19 protein-coding genes are annotated in these 21,859 nt (G+C 39.4%); 14 read left to right on the forward strand and 5 right to left on the reverse strand.

The window, feature by feature from the left end:
* From moaC to AC27I2_RS13245, 4 genes are read left to right on the forward strand one after another with little or no spacing between them, the layout of a single operon-like run.
* Positions 1-471, forward strand: a complete 471-nt coding sequence (moaC, locus tag AC27I2_RS13230; RefSeq protein ID WP_138528496.1) for a cyclic pyranopterin monophosphate synthase MoaC — start codon at positions 1-3, stop codon at positions 469-471.
* Positions 449-748, forward strand: coding sequence for a MoaD/ThiS family protein (locus AC27I2_RS13235; protein WP_487204531.1), 300 nt, complete (start codon positions 449-451; stop codon positions 746-748). Before moaC ends, AC27I2_RS13235 begins: the two co-directional genes overlap by 23 nt.
* Entirely contained in the window at positions 748-1,227 is a 480-nt protein-coding gene (moaE, locus tag AC27I2_RS13240) for a molybdopterin synthase catalytic subunit MoaE (protein WP_487204532.1), read from the forward strand. The genes AC27I2_RS13235 and moaE overlap by 1 nt, the downstream gene beginning before the upstream one ends.
* On the forward strand, positions 1,228-1,872 hold the full coding sequence (locus tag AC27I2_RS13245) for an MOSC domain-containing protein (RefSeq protein WP_487204533.1): 645 nt from the start codon (positions 1,228-1,230) through the stop codon (positions 1,870-1,872). It abuts the gene before it with no gap.
* A 72-nt stretch (positions 1,873-1,944) separates the two neighbouring features.
* Here the strand turns inward: AC27I2_RS13245 and AC27I2_RS13250 are convergent, their stop codons facing one another.
* The 4 genes from AC27I2_RS13250 to nirB form a co-directional block, all read right to left on the reverse strand.
* Complete coding sequence (locus AC27I2_RS13250) at positions 1,945-3,204, reverse strand: nitrate- and nitrite sensing domain-containing protein (protein WP_487204534.1); 1,260 nt, start codon at positions 3,202-3,204, stop codon at positions 1,945-1,947.
* Positions 3,205-3,475: 271 nt separating this feature from the next.
* Complete coding sequence (gene cobA, locus AC27I2_RS13255; protein ID WP_487204535.1) at positions 3,476-4,345, reverse strand: uroporphyrinogen-III C-methyltransferase; 870 nt, start codon at positions 4,343-4,345, stop codon at positions 3,476-3,478.
* Between the two features lie 10 nt (positions 4,346-4,355).
* The gene (gene nirD, locus AC27I2_RS13260; RefSeq protein ID WP_487204536.1) at positions 4,356-4,709 is read right to left on the reverse strand and encodes a nitrite reductase small subunit NirD; all 354 of its coding nucleotides are present in this window, start codon (positions 4,707-4,709) and stop codon (positions 4,356-4,358) included.
* Positions 4,696-7,272 carry a nitrite reductase large subunit NirB gene (gene nirB, locus AC27I2_RS13265; RefSeq protein WP_487204537.1) on the reverse strand — a complete coding sequence of 859 codons (2,577 nt, stop codon included), beginning with the start codon at positions 7,270-7,272 and terminating at the stop codon, positions 4,696-4,698. Before nirB ends, nirD begins: the two co-directional genes overlap by 14 nt.
* A gap of 990 nt (positions 7,273-8,262) precedes the next feature.
* On the opposite strand from nirB, the gene AC27I2_RS13270 reads away from it, so the two are divergent.
* From AC27I2_RS13270 to AC27I2_RS13280, 3 genes are read left to right on the forward strand one after another with little or no spacing between them, the layout of a single operon-like run.
* The gene (locus tag AC27I2_RS13270; RefSeq protein WP_487204538.1) at positions 8,263-10,458 is read left to right on the forward strand and encodes an LruC domain-containing protein; all 2,196 of its coding nucleotides are present in this window, start codon (positions 8,263-8,265) and stop codon (positions 10,456-10,458) included.
* Positions 10,458-10,913, forward strand: coding sequence for a hypothetical protein (locus AC27I2_RS13275; RefSeq protein ID WP_487204539.1), 456 nt, complete (start codon positions 10,458-10,460; stop codon positions 10,911-10,913). Before AC27I2_RS13270 ends, AC27I2_RS13275 begins: the two co-directional genes overlap by 1 nt.
* A 20-nt stretch (positions 10,914-10,933) precedes the next feature.
* Positions 10,934-11,881, forward strand: coding sequence for an endonuclease/exonuclease/phosphatase family protein (locus AC27I2_RS13280; protein WP_487204540.1), 948 nt, complete (start codon positions 10,934-10,936; stop codon positions 11,879-11,881).
* Between the two features lie 66 nt (positions 11,882-11,947).
* On the opposite strand, the gene AC27I2_RS13285 is transcribed toward AC27I2_RS13280, so the two are convergent.
* Positions 11,948-12,862, reverse strand: a complete 915-nt coding sequence (locus AC27I2_RS13285) for a glycosyltransferase family 2 protein (protein ID WP_487204541.1) — start codon at positions 12,860-12,862, stop codon at positions 11,948-11,950.
* 206 nt (positions 12,863-13,068) lie between these two features.
* Here AC27I2_RS13285 and AC27I2_RS13290 point away from each other — a divergent pair, with 206 nt between their 5' ends.
* From AC27I2_RS13290 to AC27I2_RS13320, 7 genes are all read left to right on the forward strand, one after another.
* A complete protein-coding gene (locus tag AC27I2_RS13290; protein ID WP_487204542.1) occupies positions 13,069-14,220 on the forward strand; it encodes a glycosyltransferase in 1,152 nt (383 codons plus the stop codon).
* Positions 14,221-14,228: 8 nt separating this feature from the next.
* Positions 14,229-15,641, forward strand: coding sequence for a lipopolysaccharide biosynthesis protein (locus tag AC27I2_RS13295; RefSeq protein WP_487204543.1), 1,413 nt, complete (start codon positions 14,229-14,231; stop codon positions 15,639-15,641).
* Positions 15,634-16,986 carry an O-antigen ligase family protein gene (locus AC27I2_RS13300; RefSeq protein WP_487204544.1) on the forward strand — a complete coding sequence of 451 codons (1,353 nt, stop codon included), beginning with the start codon at positions 15,634-15,636 and terminating at the stop codon, positions 16,984-16,986. The genes AC27I2_RS13295 and AC27I2_RS13300 overlap by 8 nt, the downstream gene beginning before the upstream one ends.
* Positions 16,987-16,990: 4 nt before the next feature.
* Positions 16,991-17,698: an acyltransferase gene (locus AC27I2_RS13305; protein WP_487204545.1), complete on the forward strand. Its 708-nt coding sequence runs from the start codon at positions 16,991-16,993 to the stop codon at positions 17,696-17,698.
* 1 nt (position 17,699) lies between these two features.
* Positions 17,700-18,833 carry a glycosyltransferase gene (locus AC27I2_RS13310; protein WP_487204546.1) on the forward strand — a complete coding sequence of 378 codons (1,134 nt, stop codon included), beginning with the start codon at positions 17,700-17,702 and terminating at the stop codon, positions 18,831-18,833.
* 452 nt (positions 18,834-19,285) lie between these two features.
* Positions 19,286-20,779, forward strand: a complete 1,494-nt coding sequence (locus AC27I2_RS13315; protein ID WP_487204547.1) for a GumC family protein — start codon at positions 19,286-19,288, stop codon at positions 20,777-20,779.
* A gap of 1 nt (position 20,780) precedes the next feature.
* Entirely contained in the window at positions 20,781-21,857 is a 1,077-nt protein-coding gene (locus AC27I2_RS13320; RefSeq protein WP_487204548.1) for a glycosyltransferase, read from the forward strand.
* The last annotated feature ends 2 nt before the right edge of the window (positions 21,858-21,859 follow it).

The following is a 21,859-nucleotide window of genomic DNA, read 5'->3' on the forward strand; positions in this document are numbered from 1 at the left end:
ATGCTGAGCCACGTAGACGAAAATGGCCAAGCAAACATGGTTGATGTATCGCTAAAAGAGGTTACTCTGCGCGATGCATCTGCCGAGGCCTACATTAAAATGAGCAAACATGCTTTTGAGCAAGTGTTGCTTAATCAAAATAAAAAAGGTGACGTGCTAGGCGTTGCCCGTATTGCAGGTATTCAGGGCGCTAAAAAGTGCGCCGATTTAATTCCGCTTTGTCACCCGCTGGCACTGAGTAAAGTCGCCGTTGATTTTGAACTTGATGAAGCAAATAGCCAAATTAAAGTCACCAGCTACTGTAAATTGGCGGGTAAAACGGGCGTTGAAATGGAAGCGCTCACCGCTGTATCTGTGGCGACTCTAACATTATTTGATATGTGTAAAGCCGCCGATCCGCTCATGGAAATACACGGTATGCGTGTAACGCAAAAAGCAGGAGGCAAGCATGGCAGCTGGCAGCGAGACTAATTTAAATAATACGAATGCAGCTTCAGGGCACGTAAACGTACTGTTTTTTGGCCAACTTAAAGAACGCCTAAAGTGCGACAAGTTAACCGTTGATATAGCTCATACCCTTAGCATTAAATCGTTTAAACACATGCTGGTTGAGCAAAACCCGCATTGGCAGGCATGGCTTGAAGAGCGTGATGTTTTGTGTGCGCTTAATCAAACTATGTCATCAAGCGATGAGCTTGTAAAAGCAGGGGATGAACTTGCTTTTTTCCCACCCGTGACAGGTGGCTAATGAGTATAAGCATTAACGTACAAACGCACGACTTTTCAGCAGGCGAGCAACATGACGCACTTTGTAGTAATAACAAAAGTGATGGTGGCGTAGTGACGTTTACAGGGCTGGTGCGAGAATTTAGTAGCGGCGTTAACGTAATCGCCCTTGAGCTTGAGCACTACCCAGGAATGACTGAGCAACTACTGCGATCTATAGCCGAACAAGCGCAAACACGCTGGCAACTTGCCCGCATAAGCATTATTCATCGAGTCGGTTATTTAGCCCTTGGTGAGCAGATTGTATTTGTTGGCGTAACCAGCCGCCACCGCCAAGCCGCGTTTGAAGGCGCACAATTTATAATGGATTACTTAAAAAACCACGCTACGTTTTGGAAAAAAGAGCATTTTAAAGATTCATCTAACTGGGTTGAGTTTAAACAAAGCGACAAGCAAGCACTGAGTAAATGGCAAAGTATCGAACAGGATGCAATTAAATAAATGCATATAATATCTACCAATGTCTCTAAAATAAAAACGGTTGTGCATAACGGAAAAGAGGTCAAAACCGGTATTTTTAAAACGCCAACCAATGAGCCTGTTGTCATTGAAAAGCTAAATATAATAGGTGATGAACAAGCCGATTTAGTCAATCACGGCGGTATTGATAAGGCGGTTTATGCGTTTTCGCACAATCATTATGCTTATTGGAAACACACACTTGAGAATGATGATTTAGCAGTAGGTGCCTTTGGTGAAAACTTTACAATATCAGACCTTGATGAGCAAAATATTCATATAGGGGATCGTATTCGCGTTGGCAGCGCACTGCTTGAAGTAAGCCAGCCCCGTGTGCCATGCTTTAAATTGGCTATAGCCCTTAATAATAAACAAAGCCTAAAACTGTTTACTCAGTATTATCACACGGGTCTTTATTTTAGAGTGCTTGAGCAAGGTATTGCTAAAACAGGGGATGCAGTTACTATTGAGCATAAAGCTGAGCATAATATTTCAGTAAAAACCTTGTTTCAGGCGTTTTTTGATAAACACTACCCAGATTATGAAAGCTTATTATTAGCCGCACTTGAACTCCCTGAGCTTGCACTTGAGTGGCAAACTAAGATTAAAAAAAAGCTCTCAACTTAGGTTTAAGGCAGTTTTAATGTTCATGGCTGTGGTTAATCGCTAGCCACTCCCATTTATTTCTATAACCCGTCTTTAATTAGCATTATTAAGTTCAATTATTTTGTTCGCGACCGCATAAATTGAACTATGTGAATCCATAGCTTGTTTTTGAAGTTGCTTATGAGCATGCTCCTCACTTATTTTTAGTTGCTCTATTAATATATATTTTGCTTGGTGAATCACTTTTTGCTCGGTGATCACTCGTTTTGCATCAACCAGTGCTTGGTTAATTTGTTTAATATGTTGGCTTTGCTCTAAAATTAAGTCGTACATGGTTTTATTACTATTGAGCTTACTTGCCGCTTTATTAGTAGGTTCATTGTTTTTAAGCGCTAGCTGCCCGTCGGTTGCAGGTATATATTGTTGCTCTAAGGTATTGAGTATTTGTTTGTTGGAATTTAATTTTCGTTGTGCACATGCGATTTGCATTGCAGCAGAGTCGATTAAATGATCGCTAATGTTTTGCTCTATTTTATGCATAATATCAATACGCGTTGTGGTTACTTCGTACCACACTTCGCTAAGCTGCGATAAAGGCTGTGCATTTTCGTCATCAAGTTTTTGTAGCAAACTTCTTAGCTGATCTACTTGTTTATTTACAGGGTGCTCTATCAATGAGGTATAGCATTTGAGTAAATGATCGTCTGCGTACTCATTAAAAAACGAAAAACTATGGCTTTGCTCTTGGACAAAATGAGCGAGTTGCGTTTTTTGATCTTCTGTAAATTTACTCGCAGCAAACGCTTGTGCTCCGCAGGCGCGCTCTTGGCCAGCGTATTCTTTACCTTGCATGAAATTAAAATAAGCAACTAATAGGCGAGTAACATGTGGATCGCTTGCACCATCAGCAGCTTCTAAAATAATATTTAATAAGCTAGCTATAAGTTGAGTAAATGATTGAGTTGCATGTACAGGCGTTACGTTTTGTCTGCCTATTTGGTGGCGCAAAGCGGGTAGCACGTCTAGTGCCTGTAAGCTGTAAGTAATTAAATTATATAACCTTGAATGACCCGGGTCGGCATTATCCGATATAAAGGTTGTTTTAAGAGAATGATAAAACGTATCTTGAGCGCTTTGTGTAATGGGTATTTGCTGTGTGAGCTCATTGCTAAAACGTAAGCTTTTTGAGGCCAAAAAGATGTTGCTCATAGCACGTTCTTTTTGTAACTGGTGCACAAAATCACCTAGCTTGGTGAGCGAGGCACAGCTATTTTGCAGTTGCTTTAAAGCGTGAATTTCTTGGTACTTTGCCGCTAGTAAAAACTGTTTTGTGAGAGGATTGCTTGTCTGCATAGGTTTTGTTCCGCACTTTTTTGTTTTTAAAGTGCAACCCTTGTTCCAATCATGAAAAAAATTAACTATTGATTTTAAAATCAATCTAAAACAGCCGCTTGTGGTTATATTTTTATTTTAAAAGTATTAATCACTTTATTTTGAGCACGCAAATTTACCCTTTTTGGTGCATAAAAAGGGAATATTGCACTGCTAACATTGTATTTCAAAAAGCACGCTTACCCCTGGGGAGGAAATAAGCGCGAAAAGTGCATTATGTATTAAATTTGCATTAAGTATTGACCGTTTGAACTAAAAGCTCAGGGGTAATAGCCATTTTATGGTTTATTACTTCTCCAACAATTATAAGAGTAGGGCCTTGCAGGTTATGACTAAGGTGATCATTTACTATATTTTCTAATGTACTGGTGATTACTTTTTGCTTACTCGTTGTGGCGTTTTCGATAAGTGAGATTGGCGTAGTACTTGGCCAATTTACTGATTGAAGGCCGCTACTTAGCTCTTTTAATCGTCCTAAGCCCATATAAACCACTAAAGTTGGATTATTGTTACCTTGCACAAAGGCATAATTGCTCCAGTTTGGCAGTTTTTTAGGGTCTGCAAATTGGGCAGTTAAAAACGTGACGCTTCGCGCTACATCACGTGCTGTAAGCGGAATGCCTGTATAGGCAGAGGTCGCACATGCAGTGGTAACACCAGGTACAATCGCAAAGTTAATATTATGCTTTGTAAGCGCATCAGCCTCTTCGTTTATGCGAGCAAATATACTCGGATCGCCCCCTTTTAAACGTACTACGTTTAATCCTTGTTGAGCATATTTAACGAGTAGGGCGCAAATATTGGCCTGTGTCATTGAATGCATACCGGCTCGTTTGCCTACAAATACCCGCTGAGCTTTTTTAGGTAATGTTTTTAGTAAATCTTCGCTTACAAGCCAGTCATATAAAACGACGTCGGCTGTTTGTATTAAACGCTGCGCCTTTACGGTAATTAGCTCAGCATCGCCCGGGCCTGCTCCAATAATATAAACATGGCCGTTTTTGCCCTCTGTGCTGGTAAGCTTAACGCCATTGGTAAGTTTATTTACAAATTTGTTTAGCCAACCATTTTCAATACCCGAAAAATAAGAAAGCACGCTCATAATAATCTCCTTACGCAAACGCTTTAATTACTTTCGGCTCGGCGTTTATAAGTACGTTGCCGTCTTCAATTTTTGCATCAAAAACCGGTAAATGTATTGCTTCGGCCTCTAGGCACTCGCCTGTTGCTAAACAAAAATGCTGTTTATATAACGGCGAAGCAACAACCAGTTTTCCCTCTATAGAGCCAATAATACCGCGCGATAATACATTCGCTTTTCCAATTGGGTCGTAGTTACTAATGGCAAACACGCTTTGTGTGTTTTGTGGTACATAAAAAATGGCCACTTGCTGATTATTAACTAATGCGCATACACCACTGTTAGCAACTAGGTCGTCGATTGTTCCAATATTATGCCAAGACATCAGCTTGCTCCTCTTCAAGTTCCATTACTGGAATACGGTTTTGAGTAATTAGTTGTTCGCGTTTTTCAGCATCTGTAGCTGGGCGAATTTGATTACGCTCTTGTACAAATAAAATATTGTCATCGGGATTAGGGCTATTAACAAACTGGCGAAAGCGCTTAGAAGCTTCAGGGCTTTCTACTGCTTTTTTCCACTCACACGCGTATGTTTGAGTAATAAGTTCCATTTGTTTTTCAAGCTCTTGGCAAATACCTAAGCTGTCATCTATTACTACACTTTTAAGGTAGTCTAGGCCGCCTTCAAGATTTTCCATCCATACAGAGGCACGCTGTAGTTTGTCGGCGGTTTTTATGTAAAACATTAAAACGCGGTCTATGTATTTAATAAGCGTGGCTGTATCTAAATCGGTAGCAAATAAATCGGCATGGCGAGGGCGCATGCCACCGTTACCACATACGTATAAGTTCCAGCCATTTTCAGTTGCTATGATACCGATGTCTTTACTTTGTGCTTCAGCACATTCGCGGGTACAACCTGACACTGCCATTTTAATTTTATGAGGAGAGCGTAACCCTTTATAACGATTTTCGATATCGATGGCGTGGCCAACACTGTCTTGTACACCATAACGACACCACGTACTTCCCACACATGACTTAACCGTTCTAAGAGACTTACCATAAGCGTGGCCTGTCTCAAAGCCAGCTTCAATGAGTCTTCCCCAAATAACGGGTAGCTCTTCTAAACGTGCGCCAAATAAATCGATGCGCTGCCCGCCAGTCACTTTACAATAGAGGTTAAAGTCTTTTGCTACTTGGCCAATGACAATGAGTTTGTCGGGTGTTATTTCGCCGCCTGCAATACGAGGCACTACAGAGTACGAGCCGTCTTTTTGCATGTTAGCAAGGTAAGTGTCGTTAGTATCTTGTAGGCCAACATGGGCTGGTTCTAAAATAAAGTCATTCCATGTTGATGCTAAAATAGAAGCGATTGCAGGCTTACAAATTTCACAACCATGATGCCCACTACCGTGTTTAGCTAATAAATCATCAAAGGTTTTAATGCTTTCTACTTTAACCATATGCAGTAGCTCTTGGCGCGAATACGCGAAGTGCTCGCACACATGGTTGTTTACTTCAACACCACGACTCGCTAACTCATCATCTACTACCGATTTAAGTAAAGCAGCACAGCCACCACAACCACTGGCTGCTTTTGTGCACGATTTAACCGCGGCTAAATCGCATGAGCCACCATCAATGGCTCCCACAATGTCGCCTTTACTCACGTTATGACACGAACAAATGGTGGCGGTATCGGGTAGGGCGCTGCCCGCTAATGAAGGTGCGCCAGCGCTGTCTGGTAAAATTAAACACTCAGGATGTTCTGGTAAGTCCATGTCGTTTAACATGTACTGCAGTAGCGTATCGTAATCACTAGTATCGCCAACAAGTACTGCACCAAGCAGCTTATCGCCGGTTTCATTTAGAATGATTTTTTTATAGCAGTCTCTAATTGGATCTTGGTAAATAAGCTCTTTGCAGTTGGGTGTTTTTGCATGAGCGTCGCCAATAGATCCTACTTCAACACCGAGCAGTTTTAATTTAGTGCTCATATCAGCACCTGAAAATTCAAGTTTGCCGCCACTTAGCTGGCTTGCTGCAACGCGGGCCATGTTGTAGCCAGGTGCCACTAAACCAAAGAGTTTTTTGTCCCACAAGGCACATTCGCCAATAGCTAAAATATCAGGGTCTGAGGTTTGGCACTGGTTATTAATAATAATGCCGCCTCGCTCGCCTAGTTCTAGCTCAGCCACTTTGCCCAGTTGATCATAAGGGCGAATACCGGCAGAGAACAAAATTAAGTCGGTTTCTAAAAACGTACCGTCTGAAAAGTTTAATCTAAAGCGGCTAGTTTCACCTTTAACTATTTCGCTGGTCGCTTTTGAGGTATGAACAGTAACGCCTAGTTTTTCTATTTTATTTTTTAATAGCGTACCGCCTTGCCCGTCGAGCTGTACAGCCATAAGCTGCGGTGCAAACTCAACAACATGCGTATCAAGCCCTAATTGTTTAATGGCGTTTGCAGCTTCAAGTCCTAATAAACCACCACCAATTACTACACCGCTTTTACTGGCTGCGGCACTGGATTTTATTTGCTCTAAATCCTCTAGGGTGCGATAAACTAAACAATGGGGTTGATCGTTCCCCTTAATTGGCGGCACAAACGGGAACGAGCCCGTAGCAAGTACAAGCTTATCGTACGGGTATTGATCGCCAGTTTGAGTAGTTACTACTTTATTTACTCTATCAATGCCTTCAACCCACTGTTTAGTATGCACATTAATATTAAGTTGTTGATAGTTGTCTAAAGTTGTTAGTGCTAAATCGGCGGCTGTTTTGCCATCAAACACGCTTGATAAATAAACGCGGTCGTATGCAAGATTTGCTTCTCCACAAAGTACTGTAATATTTGCTTTATCATCGCTTTGACGCATTTGCTCAACAAAATGATGTCCGACCATACCATTGCCAATAATGAGTATTTTTTGCGAGGTTTGCATTAGGCATTCCTTAATGTGACGGTTTAAATTTTAAAAACAAAAAAGCCCGCCTCAGATACAAATTCATGTAACTGCGAGCGGGCTTCTTTGCCTGTGGTCATAACAACCTAAATGTATGCCGTTAAAATAACGGACTTGTATTTTATTAAAGCAATAACCTAGCCATAAAAATAAGTTACTGATTAATAGGGTTATTAATGTTTTTTGTAAATAGTAGAATCAAATATAGTGCTTTTTTGGTGCAGGGTTTGTATTAATTAGTGCAGTTTAAATGTATCTGGGACTAATAATGCACAAGTTACTTAATAAAGGACCGTATAGGTGGGAGTTTGAAGGTTAAGCTAAAACTACGTTGCATACAGCGCACATTACATGAGTGATAAGAACCCAAGTTAGGGCTAGTGATTACAGATTTTATCACTAAGTTATTGATTATTTATATAGACAAAAAGAGTAATCAAAGCTAAATGAAAACTAACGCCCAGAATAATAATTGATATGACTTTATTTGACTTACCTTTTTTAAAACTAGCAAAATCCTTAAATTGCATTTTATAACTACCGAAAGTGACTCCCTTTAGCACGAGGCAGCCGGTTGAATAAAATAAAAAACCAAAGGCCGTATCAATTACTAGCCATAAAAACATATCGAACATAATGCTCATATTAATTCCTTATATCACGTTGAGTTTTAGATTAAATCGCACAGACTAACACCCCAGTTAGTTAGTCTTAAAAATAGTTGTCACTGCTTTCAATATAATCATTTTATTAAAGCATATTCATTAAACAAAGCCAGAGCATGAAGTATAAGTAAACATAAAAACCTCTCTTCTACACGCGCTTGTGTATTTTGCAAAATGCAACTGAATCTATTGCAAGATGCGTGAAGCTTAAGTTTTTTATATTTTACATATTGATTTTCAATAGCTTAAGTTTTGGAACGGACCCTGCAATGGTTTAAATACTAAATTCATTAGGGGCTAAATTATGAAACTAAACAAATTTGCAACCGCGTGCTTACTTGCATTTCCATGCGCTGTGCTTAGTCAACCATTCGAATCGTGTCCTAGCCAAGCATTTTTAATGCAAGACTCAAACGCGCAACTTTACGGAATAGATTTAGTTTCAGCTAAACCTACCGTTTTAGCATCGCAGCTAACGTTTACTGATGAGTTAAATACTAACAGTGTTAATGCGGTCGGTTTTAATTATAAAGATCAATACATGTACGGTTACAGCAAACAATCGCTGGGTAGTGTTGTACAGCTTGGCAGCAACTACGAAATGAAGCGGTTAAACGTAATAGGTTTGCCAGTCACAAATTTTTATGTCGGTGACGTACAAGTTACGGGTGAAGGTAACGATCAACGGGCTACTTATTATGTATACCATCCTAACTTTGGTGTATTCGGTATTAATTTAGAAGGTGACCTAGATGCACCTATAACGGCAAGTTTATTACCTAATACAAATACATGGAAATTGTCTATCTATGATTTTGCTTTTCATCCTGATAGCAACCTTTTGTACGCTGTAGAACCAAACGGTAATTTATACGAAATAGATATTGCAGCAAATACCCATACGTTAATTACTCAGGTTGATGTAGGTGATGATACGGGTGCATTTGGGGCGGCGTATTTTGATGTGAAGGGCCAGTTTTATTTTAGTAACAACAAAAGCGGTAAAATCCACAAAATAGATTTAAGTGTTAGCCCAGTTGTAGGTTATACGCCCGTTGCCAATGTGTTTACATCAGGCCCTAAATCAAGCCAAAACGACGGTGCGCGCTGCGCCATTGCCGAAGTAAAAGTAACTGACAGCTCAATTGACTTTGGTGATGCGCCAGCGCCTTACAACACAAGCCTTGAGCAAAGTGGCGCAAGGCATTTATTTGATCCTAATAGCACAGGCACTGATTTAATTTATTTGGGAAGCTCGGTTGATGGCGAAAACATTAATATCGACGCCGATTTACTCTTGTCTCCTGTTGATGAGTCAGACGATGGGGTGAGCTTTGTAACGGCTATTTCGGCAGGGCAAGACTCGCAAATTATTGTAAACGCGTCTACGTCTAGCTTTTTGTATGCGTGGTTTGATTGGGACCAAAACGGCCGTTTTACTGAAGACGAAAGAATGGTGACCAAGTTAGCTATTAATGAAGGCGACAACAGTATATTAATTACAGTGCCAAGCAACACTAAATCGGGCCAAACATGGGCTCGATTTAGAGTCACCGATGGCACAGAAGCGTCGCTCATTACCGCAACAGGGGGCGTATTAGGTGGCGAAGTAGAAGACTACGAAATTACCACTTATGCGAGCGCCGTATACCCAGGTGAAAACGATTGGGTAACACTTGCTTATGAAGATAGGTGGCCGTTTTCAGGTGATTACGACTTTAATGATTTAGTACTTAATTACAGAACTACACAGCTTATGGAAGGCAGTAATGTGGTTGGCTATAAAATAGATGGCCAATTAATTGGGATTGGAGCCACATACCATAATGGTTTTGCAGTGAGATTAAAAGAAACCGTTAATGGCAGCACACGCACTATCATGCGAGATGAAGTCGATGAAGATGCGATTAGCTTTGTTATTGACGGGCAACTGCAAACAGGCAGTTTTCTTGAAGCAGATAGAAACGAAGCCATTCTTATTTTTATGCAAGACACTTGGGCGCATGTTTCAAAAGAGTCGGGCTGTAGCTACTTTAGAACAGAAGATAATTGCGATGAAAACGTAAAAGTTACCTTTAGTATGAGCATTCCTCTAAAAGAGCCAAAGGCCAAAAGTGCGTCACCTGGTACGCTACTTGACCCGTTTATTTTTGCAACAGATGGTTTTTATCACGGTGATTTTTTAGTCGGTAAAAACGCCCGAGGCTGGGAAGTGCATATTAAAAACCAAGCACCGACAGAAGCGTTTGATACTTCACTTTACAGCGTTACAAACGCAGACGATGCCAGTGTGCAAGGCAATGGTTTGTATTTTCTTAACGAAAATGGCTTGCCTTGGGCAATGGAGGTCGGTATGCAATGGCTTCATCCACTCGAAGGTATAGACATTACCGATGCCTACGGCAGCTTTGCTGAATTTGCTCAATCATCGGGTAAACAAAAGCCAACGTGGTTTAACGATTACAGTATCAGTAATGTTGTTGTGAAAGGGGAACAGTAATGAAAAAGTCACTATTAATTTTATCACTTTCAATAGGGTTAACAGCTTGTGGCGGCGGTGGTTCAGAAGAGACAAAAGCACCAGCAGTCGCTACGGTATCTACGACCTCTACACCAGCAAGTAATCCAACAGGAATTAACGCAATCACTGTTGATAACGAATTTAATTTATCTACTAAGTATTCACTTGATGTTGATGTAAACCTAGGCATGGGCGATATAAGAGCCTACTTAAATGTGTGCCAAAAAAAGGAGGGAGTTCAACGGGCAGACTACAACAACTGTATTTATAGAGGTCCTCTTAGTAATACCGCACTCGATACGCAGTTAGTGTTAAGCAATCAAGATATTGAATTAATTGCTGAAATTTGGTTTTACGATGAGTCGACTGAACCGCTTTTATTCACTTGGCAGTACGAATCTGATAAAGCACAGCAGCAGTTTGTTATTCGATAAAGCATATTCTAGGAAAATATATGTTTAAAGCCTATGCAAATAATAACCCGCAAAATTCATTCTTGCGGGTTATTTTTATATGTGCAGCAACCGTGTGCATTGCACTTGCGTTTAACCCATTTACTCACTTTTATGCCGATGTATTAGCCTCTTTAAGAATACAAATTTTATGTATTGCTGTTGGGTGCGGGTGTGTTCTTTTACTACTGAAGCTCTACAAACTAGGGGCCGCGACGATTATTATATGCGCATTAGGATTGGGTCCTGTTTTAATTACCTTACCTAAAACCGATTCGGTGCATGCGCGTGTTTTGTCTATTAAGCAAATAAACGTAAATTACAGTAATAAGTATCTTACTGCCCATTTATCAAGGTTACGTGATGAAAAGTGGGATGTGCTAATTTTACAAGAATTCAGCGATAAAAATCGCGACCTATTAAGTCAGTTTGTAACTTCAACTGATATGTTTGGGTATGAAGAGGTGGAGGGAATACCTTACGGTATGGTTGTTTTATCGCGTATACCCATGGTGTATAAGCAACAAGTTAAATTAGATGGCGATAAGTTAGGGTATTTAAAACTAAAATTTATATACGGCGATAGGCTATTAACTGCATTTGTTGCGCATCCACCTTCACCACGTACACAGTTAAATTGGCAAAATAGAAACGCTTTGCTCGCAGCTTTAAGCGAAGCAACACGGCAAGAACAAGGTTTATGGATAGTGGCTGGCGATTTAAATATAGTCCCGTGGTCATCATATTTTGACTGGGAGCAAAAACAAACATGCTTTGGGCACTCCCGTTATACGAGTTTTATGCCTTTTGAAAAAGGGCGTTTTATTTTAATGGGTTTGCCTATCGATCATTGTGTTATGAGCGAGCAAGTTTTATTGCAAAGCCTTGCGGTTACCGATTTTAAAGGCAGCGATCATAAAATGTTAAGTTACAAAATAAGTATAAAATAAGTATAAAATAAAAGGCGCTTAATAAAATAGGCGCCTTTTAACGATGTATTTAGATGCACTTTAAACTTACTTAATAGTCTGTTTAATATCGTGCATTAAGTGTTGAAGATTTCGCCTATGAGGAAACAATATAAAGGCGGCAGTTGCCAAACAAAAAGCTTTAAATTTGAAACCTATTTCTCGGTAGTATTCGCTATAACATTCGAGCATTCTGGCTTTTGCTTTAAAGCGAGATACCACGCCAATATCGTTTTTACAGCGATCTATAATTGTTTGCATCGCATTTAAGCGGTTTTGTCTGTTAGCAGTGATAGAGCCTGCTCTCATTAAATAACCCATCGATACCTGATTCGAAAACGCCACATTACCAATACGCGCTAACTTAAGCCAACAATCCCAATCGCTTGCACTATTGAGTGATTGATCAAATTTACCTATATAACAAATGGCTGATTTTTTCACTACAACAGACGAGGTACCTATAACGTTTGCAAACAGCAGTAAATCCATTGGCGATTTAAGGTTTTGATAGCCTTCAATATTCCAATTTATAAATTTTGCGAACTCAGGCCAATAGGAAAAGCAGTCAACAATGGGTTCGTACTGTTCATTAACATGCATGTAATTAGTGAAGCTCAGTACACAATCACGATTATTTTGCATGTAGGTAATTTGACTAAATAATTTATCATCAGTCCAGTAGTCATCAGCATCTAAAAAAGCAATGTAGTCGCCTTTAGCAAGTTCAATGGCTTTGTTTCTGGCACTGACAACCCCGCTGTTTTGTTGCTTTATAACACGCAAGTTAGGAAGTGATTGTTGTAACTTATTTAACCATTCAACGCTGCCATCCGTTGACCCATCATCAATAACGAGTATTTCACACTCAATATTATGCTGCCTAACAACACTTGATATAGCCTTAGCCAAATACTGCTTACAGTTGAAGTTAGGAATAATAACGCTTACCTGAATACTCATAGTACTCACCTTTTGTGTATTTCATTAACTTTAACTACGCAAGATAAGCGCCAACCATTTATGGGCTTTACAAGGGTGTTTTTTGTTTAATGATTTGCAAATTGCGATAAACCTTCGCAAATTGACTTTTTATAGGGGCTTTTTAAGGTTTTAGGCCGGGCATAGTTTTTGCGATGTAACAAGTAAGTTTATTCGGAGTTTTAACTATGAAACACATTGGCATTGTTGTCCCTAGCTTCCACATACCTTCAGAAACGTTTGTTGTAACTGAAATTAACGCGTTGGTAAATGCGGGTCATAGAGTGACCGTACTGACATTCGAGAATTTAAATTACTGCGTGCATTTAAACAAAAAGGTGCAAGTGATTGTTATTAAAAAATCAACGCCATCGGCAGTTAGCACATTACTTAAAAACCCACTAACGGCATTAAAAGGCGGTGTTATTGCAAGTCGCTTTAAGTCTATTTCGGTAATGTCTTTAATGGGCTATGGATTAAATATTGCTGAAATTATTCGTGCAAAAAAAATCTCTCATATCCATTGTCATTTTATGCATGCACCACTGGCTTACTCCATAATTGCTAGCAAAATAGCTGGCGTGAGTGTGTCATCTATTGGCCACGGTCACGATGTTTATGTGAATGATGATGATTTAAAGCTTAAATTATCGTTGTGCGATTTTTCGGTTGCCGTATGTAAAGATATGGCTGTAAAACTCAGTAAATATAGCGCAGGAAAAATACAGCTACTGCATTGTGGGATTGATTTGAGTTTATTTAATAATAAACCAAGTCGGTTAACTGAATCGGTTAATCTTATTTTTGTTGGTCGGTTAATTGAAAAAAAGGGATTACAATTTTTACTCCCAGCCATTAAAAAAATCAGCAAAAAACACTCAATAACACTAGATATAGTTGGCGATGGGCCTTTACTAAATGACCTAAAATATTTTTGTGAGCAGTTGGGTATAACAAATGAAGTTAATTTTTTAGGCTCAAAAAGTCCACAGTGGTTAGCAATAAACACGAGCAATTACTCGGCTTTAATTGCGCCATTTTGTGTATCTAAAAATGGCGATCGCGACACCGGCCCAGTTGTACTTAAAGAGGCAATGGCCAGCGGTATCCCTGTTTTAACTACTGAGCTAATGGGTGCAAAAGAAATTGTAAATGATGAGGTTGGCGCTAAATGTGCGCCTTCAAGCATTACTGGTATTGAGCAAATGCTTGGTGATTTTTGTGCGCTAACTCCTTACCAGCGCTACGAAAAAGGGTTAAATGCAAAAAGGTTAGCGACAAAAAGGTTTAATGCAAATTCGCAAGCTAAAAAGTTATCTCATTGGGTTCAAGGGATTTAGGTGCTGCTATGAATGGGATTAAGCAAATTGCATACTTTGGTATATCTACTTTATTTCTTAAAGTGTTAGGATTTGCTTTATTACCTATTACTACGCGTATTTTAAGCCAAGCAGAATTTGGTGAGCTAAATTTTTTGGTGTCTATTTCAGCGGTGATGTCGTTGTTATTATGCTTAGGTTTACCTGATTTACTGTTTAAACAACAAATGATAAACCCCCAGCATAAACGTGCCTTATTCAGAGATGCATTAGTAGTGTGTGCCATTGTAAGCAGTGTTTTTGTGTGCGTGGTTTTTTATTGTGTTGAATATTTAAGCGCATTATTACCTGTATCGTTAAATATCCTGGATATTAAACTGTTAGCTATTAATTTAGCACTCTCGTCTCTACTTTCAATTTTATTTTGTTACTTTCGATATTACGAAAAAGCAAAAGAATTTTGTATTTTGGCTGTGCTTCAAGGCATGGGGCAAACAGTTCTCACCGTTGTTCTACTTTATTTTGGCCATGGTGTTACTGGGGTAATGGCATCGGGTGTGGCATCGAGCGCATTGGTGTTATGTATTGCTTTAGCTAGGGTATTGAAGCCGTTGGGGATCAGTTTTAACAGTATAACATGGAGAATTAGTTACAAAAACGGGCTGTTTTTAATCAGTATAGTTATCTCGTCTTTATTTGTGTATGCGAATAATGGTGCCGAAAATTGGTTTATAGTCGCCAGTGAAGGCAAAGAAAAACTTGCGCAATACTACGTCGCTTTGCAGTTTGCCGTTATGACCTCGTTCACTTTTGAACCCATTAGAATGTGGTGGTTTTCACGTCGTTTTGATGAATTGGCTAAAAACCGTGAGCGTTATGTAGACTTGTGTTCACTGTGTTTAGATTTGGCCATTTTACTTTGCGCGTTAATGCTTATTATAACCCCGTCTATTTTTAGTTTAGTGTTACCACAAAATTACCAATTACATACGTGGTTGTTACCAAGTCTTATTTTTATTGTGGTTATTAAGCACCATAGTGATTTACTCAATGTAGGGTGTTACATCCATTACAATGGTGCGTTTGTTACTGTGGTTAATGCAGTTAGCGCGTTAGCTGTGCTGGCTCTATTAGCTGTTTTGGTCCCTCATTATAACGTATACGGCGTGGTTGTTGCGCTATGCACTGCGCAGTTAATTAAAACCTGTTTACTTATTATTATTAGCCAGAAATTAGAGAACTTAACGTTTAGTGTTAAGCGTTTGCTGCCAAGCTGGGCATGCTTTTTAGTGATTTACCTTTTAAGTATTACCCAAACCGCCTATTTTGAGCTTGTTCAATGCATTGTTTTTATCTGCTTTTTAATTGCTTTGTTTTATAAATATAAACCCGCAATTTTAACACTGACTCAGCAAACGACGCGGGGAGAGGTGTATGATTAGTTGGTATAAAAAATATTGTTTAATGATCAACGGTTTATTTGTAATGACATTAACATTAATGCTTTACATGCGCTTTGGTCCTATTGCGGCTTTTGCATTGTTACTGCTGCCGTTTGCGGGGTTTTTAGCGGTAAAAATAAGCACGGTATTTATTATTCTTTTTATTCTGTTTAGTTACTTTAGGTTACATGAAGTCTTTATTGTATTAATGCCCCTTAAAATTCCTAAAATGTTGGCCTTAGCATCGTTACTGGCTATTGCATGGCATTTATTCATTTCAAAATCGCTAAAGCCTCATTGGAGCTCAACACACTTGGTGTTTGTAATTTGGTTTGCGTGGCTTACCGTTTGTGTGTTTAGCGCCTCTAATAAAGGCATGGCAATAGAGTACTGGACCGGTGTGCTAGTAAAAGTATTTATAATGGTATTTGCCATTAGCTGGTGGTTAACCCGATTTTCGCATTTTAGTTTAGTGCGAATGGGCATAATGATTTCGGGTATTTTGGTTGCTGTGGTTGCGTTAAGTAACAAAATGAATGGCATTGGTTTGGTTGAGGGAACACGTGTCACTATTTCTCGTGAGTATCGATCGCAATTAGGAGACCCTAACGATTTATCGTTAGTGTTGATGTTTCCAGTGTCTTTTTTGGCAGCTGAACTGTTTGATAAAGGTGCGAATAAATATCGTCGTATATTTGCAGCCGTAGGTTTGTTGTTAGCTATTTCTGGCGTTATAGCCACACAGAGCCGAGGCGGCTTACTGGGTATTGCCGCTATTTTAAGTTTCTTTTTATATCAAAAGGTAAAAAACCCCTTAGTAGTCGGACTATGTGCAGCCGTTGCTATGCTCGCAATGATGATTTTTGCAGGCATTGGTGATAGGCAAAGTGGTGGTGCAGCAGAAGACGGAGTTGATGCGTCTGCAATGGGTCGAATTTACGCATGGCAGGCTGCCATTAACATGGCGCTTTCTAATCCGCTTACGGGTGTAGGAGTCGATAACTTTTACGTAAATTATTATTTTTACAGTCCGCATTGGGATGGCAAGAATCATGCAGTACACAGTACATGGTTTCAAGTGTTAGGCGAAACAGGCTTTGTAGGAATTGGTATTTTTGCATTATTAATTGCCAGTATTTATCGCAGCCTATCACGTGTTTATTGCATTAATGCACTTAACCATAACGACCAAGTTGCTGTTAATGCAAATGCCTTAAAAGCAGGTTTAATAGGCTTTATGGTTGCAGGCACTTTTCTAACGCAAGCATTTACATGGCCGCTTTATATTATTTTAGCGCTGACAATCGCGCTCGAAAAAATCACTGTTGAGAGCAATAAGGAATAAAACTATGATCGTACATGTTAAACATTGGCTTAAATGTAGCCCTCATCCTTTTGCGAAATCACTTTTTCAATTTGCAAAAACTATTCGCAATCCACAAATGATTGTGATCCCGTTTTTTCATTCATCGCTTTATTTTGTTCATCAATTTTTAAAACAATTTATACACGAATTTTTACGTATCACATATTTTACGCCCCTTTTCAAAAGCCAAATAAAAGGCAGTAAAAAACAGCTTTTTTTATATTCGGGTATGCCGCAGGTATTGGGTCAACTTAATGTTGTGTGTAAAGACAACGTGAGAATGTCGGGCGTTTCTACCTTTTGCGGGCGCGTGGGGGGAAAAACAACACCGACCTTAAATATTGGCAGTAATGTTGATATTGGTTGGCAAAATGCCTTTTCGGTAGGGCGTAATATAACGCTTGAAGACGACGTGCGTTTAGCTGGTCGGGTTTTTTTAGCCGGTTTTCCTGGGCATCCGGTTGATTGTGAGCGAAGAGCGCAAGGGCAAAGTGATGACGAAAACCAAATTGGCGATATTATTATTAAACGCGGAGCATGGCTTGGCACCGGAGTGACTGTGCTTGGGGGCGTTACTATAGGTGAAGGGGCGATTGTTGGGGCGGGCAGTGTTGTGACTAAAAACATACCCGCCTTTAGTATTGCAGCAGGTAACCCTGCAAAAGTAGTGAAGTACATAAAGGAATCTTAATATGAAATTTATTGTTTTTGCAGAGGACTGGGCAAGTCACCCTAGCAGCACACAGCATTTATTTGCTGAACTGGCTAAAAATCATGAAATACATTGGGTTAATTCAATTGGCATGCGAAAGCCAAGTTTAAAATTAAACGATTTAAAACGTGTACTGAGTAAATTCAAACAGTTGTTTAGTAAATCAAGTCATAACGCAATTAAAACGCCAAAAGCATTGCGTGTATATAAATTACCGGTATTGCCTTGGCACGATAATGCATTAATAAAGCGCTTTAATAAGTGGGTGTATTCTCAATACTTTAAAAATATCTCTGATGAGCCTGTTATGTATTGGTTGAGCGTGCCCACAGCCGAGTATTTAATTACAAAACAAAAACGCGACAAGTTGGTTTATTACTGTGGTGACGATTTTAGTGCATTGGCGGGCGTTGATGCGACACTTGTTGCGCCTTTTGAAAAAAACTTGATACAAAAAGCCGATTTAATTTACGTCATCAGCGCGTTTTTAATGAATAAAATGCCTAGCCAAAAAACGCAAATGTTGAGCCATGGGGTAAGCTACGATTTGTTTACTTCACAATGTGAAATAGCATCAGAGATAAGCCACTTAAATGGGCCCATTATCGGTTTTTATGGCAGTATTAATGCCTGGTTAGATATTGCATTACTCACTGCATTAGTAGCGCAGCGGCCAAGTTATCAGTTAGTGCTTGTTGGTGATATTGTGGGTCCTACTGCGCAATTGCTGCAATTTAAAAATGTAACGCATATTCCTGCTGTAGAACATGCTCGGTTAGCGAGTTTTTCAGCACATTGGAATGTGTCTGTTTTGCCATTTGTAAATAACGAACAAATTAGAGCGTGTGATCCATTAAAGCTTAAAGAATATTTAGCGGCTGGTACGCCTATTGTTGCAACCGATTTTCCGGCAGTAAAACAATATAAAACAGACATTTTTATTGGCAAAACGCATGAACAATTTATTAATAAAATTGATGAAGCCGTTTTTTTAAACAACATTCAACGTAACTCTCTTAAATTAACGCAACAACAATTAGCCAAAGATCACAGTTGGGGATCCAAAGCGCTAACAGTGCAACAAGACTTATTTATTTTAAATCACGCTGTGTAGCGTGATTTTTATACCAAAACCTTCTAAGGCCTGTTTAGTTTTGCGGATTAAAATTTGTTCAAGCTAGGGGCTATTTAATTGCGTCGCGAGGTTTGTAACCTAGTGGGATCGATAACTGCTCCTGCTTAGCATTAATGTTTGTTTATCGCCCATTTATGGGGAGTGAGCACACCGCATAGGCTCTGCCTTGCCTAAATACCAAGCAGGCTGCTGTATGTTCCACCTTGAAAAATCAACAGGTCCTAACATTTCATACATCTAATTTGGCCTTGAGAGCTGAGTTCTGAAAAAGTAATCCCCCTTAATAAACCGCTTATTTTTATTTAATTCACACCAGTTGGCGCACCCTGTGCAATACCCTATATATAGCGCGTTATTTGCAGTTTAAATTATTAATTTGCAAACAAACGCCACATTTCGCATAGCAATATGCAAATAAATAGGTAGGGATTATGTTAGTTAGAGAGCAAATAAAACGATTACTTTATTTAACTTTGTACGCTGTATATACACGTGCAAAGTTATTTGTGATCCCACTTTTAGTGGTGCCTTTTGTCATTATATTGCTCACAGTGACGGCGCAAAAAAAATATATTAACCATGCCACTATTTTAATTGAAGAATCAGCATTACTTAACCCGTATCTTGACGATTTATCTTTCTCGTTTGATTTATCTAATCGGATGGCAGCACTTCGTACACTGGTTATAAGTAGGAAGGTACTTATTGCCGTTGCAAAAGAAACGCAACTAGTGCCAGAAAATGCGACACCTGCGCAAATAGAAAAAATTCACCAAGAGCTATCTCAGGCATTGTCTTTGTCGTTAGTAGGAGATGAGTTGGTACGGGTTAATTTCACATGGCATGAGCAAAGTAAAATGAAACTCGTGCTAGAGAAAGTAGTCGAGAAGTTTATAGAGCGTTTATTAGCGCCCACTCGGGCCTCGCTTGATAGTTCGGAGCAATTTTTTTACCAGCAATTGAATAGTATTCGTGATGAGCTTGAGTTATCTGAAGAGTCACTCGCGGCCTTCAAATCAACAAACAGCAATACACTGCCAGCTGTGTTGCACAGTAACCGTCAAACGTTTGATAAGTTATTGAGCGATCAACAACAAAAAACAATTGTGTTATCTGGTGCGCAAGCAAAGTTAAAAGCACTGGCTACTAAAATGGGCCAAGCGAACCCAATTTTAGGGCGCATTGAAGAAAAAATTATTGTTGCGGAGTCAGAGTTAAGTTTTTTAAAAACTCGGTATACCGAAAAACACAGCAAGGTTATTTCAAAAAAGCGAGAGCTACAAAGTATACGTAATCGCCAGCAGTCATTATTAGAAAGTGCAGAAGACTTAGATTCCACCAATATTGAACAGCTATGGCAAATGGCAAACACACTGCCCAGTAGCAAAGACAATGAGAGCAGTATGCTGGTTTCGCAAATTCTAAAATTAGAAGAAGCAAAAAATGAAGTAGCTCAACACCAACAAGAGTACGACATGCTAGAGCAGCAAGTAAAACTCGTTGGTGAAAGGCTGCTAGTAACCAGTGATGTTGAAAAGCAGTTAAGAAAACTAGAGCGAGATTACGATGTTAAACAATCGCTTTATAAAGACATGTTAAGCCGTTACGAAATGGCAAAAGTGACAGGGAAATTGGTTAAGTATGAAGGACCAGATAAAGTAAAAACCATAGAGCGTGCTTACAGTCCTACGCAACCAATTAATACGTCGTTAGTTGCATCCATTATTGTGGGTCTTGTTTTAGGTGTGTTTACAAGTAGCACAATTGTGTTTGTGGCCACCTTATTTGATAGCCATTTAAAAGATATTCAAACCATTGAAAAACTATCTGCGTTAGAGGTAGTCGCCATATTACCTATTGTAAAAAATACACCTGTAGATTTGGTGTTTAGCTCTGCAAGTAACTCTATTGAACAGGGGAAATAACATGAACGTATTACATTTAGTTCAGCACTTTAAAATAGGTGGCCTTGAAAAAATGGCCGTCACGCTAATGCAAAAAAGTCAATTTGCTAATTCAAGTGTGGTTGTATCACTTGAAGGGACTCTCAGTGAGGCTATTGAAGGTTGGCCGCAATTAGCCTCGTTTGAAGGGCGGTTAATTTGTTTAAATAAGCCTGCAAAGTTTGATATGAACACGGTAAGTAAACTGACTGAGGTTATTAAACAATTTAATATTGATGTGATACACAGCCATCACATAGGGCCAATGCTCTACGCTAGTATGGCGTGCCTACGAAATCGACACGTGAAACATGTATCGACTATTCATGATGCGTGGTATTTAAAAAGTTTTAAGCAGCGTTTAATTACTAAAGTGCTTAATAAATTGACAAAAATACGTTGGGTTGCTGACGCGCAGGTAGTCGCTAACGATTTTTATAATGAAACAGCCATCCAAACCGATAAAACAATACTTAATGGTATTGATTTTAACAAGTTTGTTTGTGGGGACGAATCAAACGCACGTAAGGAACTGCACTTACCACAAGATATCAACTTAATTGGCTGCTCGGCTCGCTTAGAGCCAGGTAAAGGGCATTTTGCGTTATTAAGAATTCTCAATTCATTACCCATTTATACCGAGCTTGTATTTGCTGGTAGCGGTAGTTTACACACTGAGTTAGTGAATTATGCCACAAAGCTTGGCATTAAAGAGCGCGTTCACTTTTTGGGAAATGTGCAAAATATGCCGCTATTTTATTCAGCTATTAATGTGATGTGTCTTTATTCACAACGCGAAGGGTTACCGCTATCTATTTTGGAGTCAATGGCGTGCGGAAAAAGCATTGTTGCTACCGATGTTGGTGGGATCAAAGAGGTTCTAACCAGCGAGCAAGGCGTGCTGGTAAAACCCGGTGATGAGGTTGGTTTAAAAAAAGCGCTGATAGAAGCTATTTATATTAAACATGGCCACTGTATTCGTGAACATGCTTTATCAATTGCAAGTGCATCAAAAATGAGCGCAGAGTACGACCACTTTTACAACGGTATTACATCGTGAGG

Source organism: Pseudoalteromonas sp. NH0006-46 (assembly GCF_057547735.1).